Source organism: Roseinatronobacter bogoriensis DSM 18756 (assembly GCF_004366635.1).
GTDB classification, from domain to species: domain Bacteria; phylum Pseudomonadota; class Alphaproteobacteria; order Rhodobacterales; family Rhodobacteraceae; genus Roseinatronobacter; species Roseinatronobacter bogoriensis.
The window spans coordinates 1-1,315 of record NZ_SORN01000024.1 but is presented as its reverse complement, the minus strand read 5'-3'; the positions used below and the strand labels follow the sequence as shown (position 1 = coordinate 1,315).

At 64.9% G+C, this 1,315-nt stretch carries 4 protein-coding genes; all 4 read right to left on the bottom strand.

Annotated features, from left to right (window positions below; genetic code table 11):
- Window positions 1–245: 245 nt before the first annotated feature.
- The 4 genes from EV660_RS18505 to EV660_RS19160 are packed head-to-tail and all read right to left on the bottom strand — an operon-like array spanning window position 246 to window position 1,315.
- Entirely contained in the window at window positions 246–611 is a 366-nt protein-coding gene (locus EV660_RS18505; RefSeq protein WP_071479593.1) for a hypothetical protein, read from the bottom strand.
- A gap of 26 nt (window positions 612–637) precedes the next feature.
- Window positions 638–922: a hypothetical protein gene (locus EV660_RS18500; RefSeq protein ID WP_071479592.1), complete on the bottom strand. Its 285-nt coding sequence runs from the start codon at window positions 920–922 to the stop codon at window positions 638–640.
- A 10-nt stretch (window positions 923–932) separates the two neighbouring features.
- Window positions 933–1,151: a hypothetical protein gene (locus tag EV660_RS18495; RefSeq protein WP_071479591.1), complete on the bottom strand. Its 219-nt coding sequence runs from the start codon at window positions 1,149–1,151 to the stop codon at window positions 933–935.
- Window positions 1,148–1,315 (bottom strand): DUF6900 domain-containing protein, encoded by a 168-nt coding sequence (locus EV660_RS19160; RefSeq protein ID WP_375781732.1) that lies wholly within the window; start codon window positions 1,313–1,315, stop codon window positions 1,148–1,150. The genes EV660_RS18495 and EV660_RS19160 overlap by 4 nt, the downstream gene beginning before the upstream one ends.

Genomic DNA, 1,315 nt, shown 5'->3' with positions numbered 1-1,315 from the left:
TTGGCGATCAGGGTCGCGGCCAGCACCCAGACCTCCACGCTGCGCCGGTCGCGCTCGGGGCAAGTCGTCAGGGTGCCGAAGAACCCGTGGTCGGGGTTGCGGCTGGGCAGGATGGCGGGCGTGGTCATGGCGGGGCTCCTTAGGGTGAGTTGCATCGTTTTCGTGCGATGACATTCGCTCGAGCGCCCCGATTATCGTAGGCAAATCTGAGCAATATCAGTGCTTTCTAATCGCACCGCGCTGGATCAGGAAATCCGGTCCGGATCGATCAGCGCGGCCTGTTCCGCCTCATGGCGCTGGGCGGCATCGGGCGGATCGCGGCGCGCATTGACGAGCGCGACAAAGAGCGCGCGGGCGACAGCGGCGACCTCGTCCGCCCCGGCGCTGGTCAGGTCCGCATCGTGGATCGCGATGGCCTCGCCCAGATCGGTCAGGGCATAGAGCGTGGCGAATTCCGCCTCAGACGGATCACAGGTTTCGGTGTCGCGGTTTTCGGGGCTGATCGCCACACTGCGGCAGAAGCGCAGATCGAAACCGATGGCGCAGTTGCGGCGAATAACATCGTCGAGGGTTTCGCCTTCGGAGAGGCAATTCAGGGACAGATCAGGCATGGTAGGCACCTTTCGGGTTTGGAGGATCATTCGGCATCAGGATTGAGCTCGACCCACACGCCGCCAAGCCAGAGATAGAGATGGCAGAACTGGCGCGTCGGGCGCGGCAGGAGGATCGGGTCGCGGGGATTGTCGAAGGCTTCGATTTCATCGGCACGGACCTGCCGGATTTCGCGGGCGGCGAGAATGTCCTCGGGCGTCCAAGGGGCCAGCGCGGGGAGCATGTGCGAAGGGTAGCCGTCGTAATGCACATAGGTGTGCGCCCATTCCTCGGGCCCGGTCTGGATGGCGATTTGCGCGCGGGTGCTCATGTTCGCGCCCTCAAATCAGCTGCAGACTGGCCAGCATAGTGCTGGCAGCAGCGAGCTGGGTGGTCGGCAGTTCGATCCTGATCTGCGTGGCGACGGCTGAGGCTTCCGCCTCTATCCCCTCGTCGCGCAGCGCGGCCGCGATCATGCGGGCGGCGGCGTCCGGGGCTTTCAGGTTCAGCGGATCCGGCAGTGCCGAATGATCGATCCGGATGGTGGTTATGGCGGTCATGATGCTGGCCGCTCAGAGTTTGTGTTGGCGGGACCCGCGCGGCGTCCGGCCTCGAAGGCTTCCTCCAGCGCGGCGCGCAGGGCCCAGACCGCCACATCATGGAAATCGAGACGATCCCGGTTGCGGGTTTCCAGCGTCTCGAGGCGGAACTGGCGCTGGGCGAT

Coding starts and splice junctions, on each gene's coding strand:
- EV660_RS18505 (WP_071479593.1), bottom strand. CDS start 611: ATGCCTGATCTGTCCCTGAATTGCCTCTCCGAAGGCGAAACCCTCGAC.
- EV660_RS18500 (WP_071479592.1), bottom strand. CDS start 922: ATGAGCACCCGCGCGCAAATCGCCATCCAGACCGGGCCCGAGGAATGG.
- EV660_RS18495 (WP_071479591.1), bottom strand. CDS start 1,151: ATGACCGCCATAACCACCATCCGGATCGATCATTCGGCACTGCCGGAT.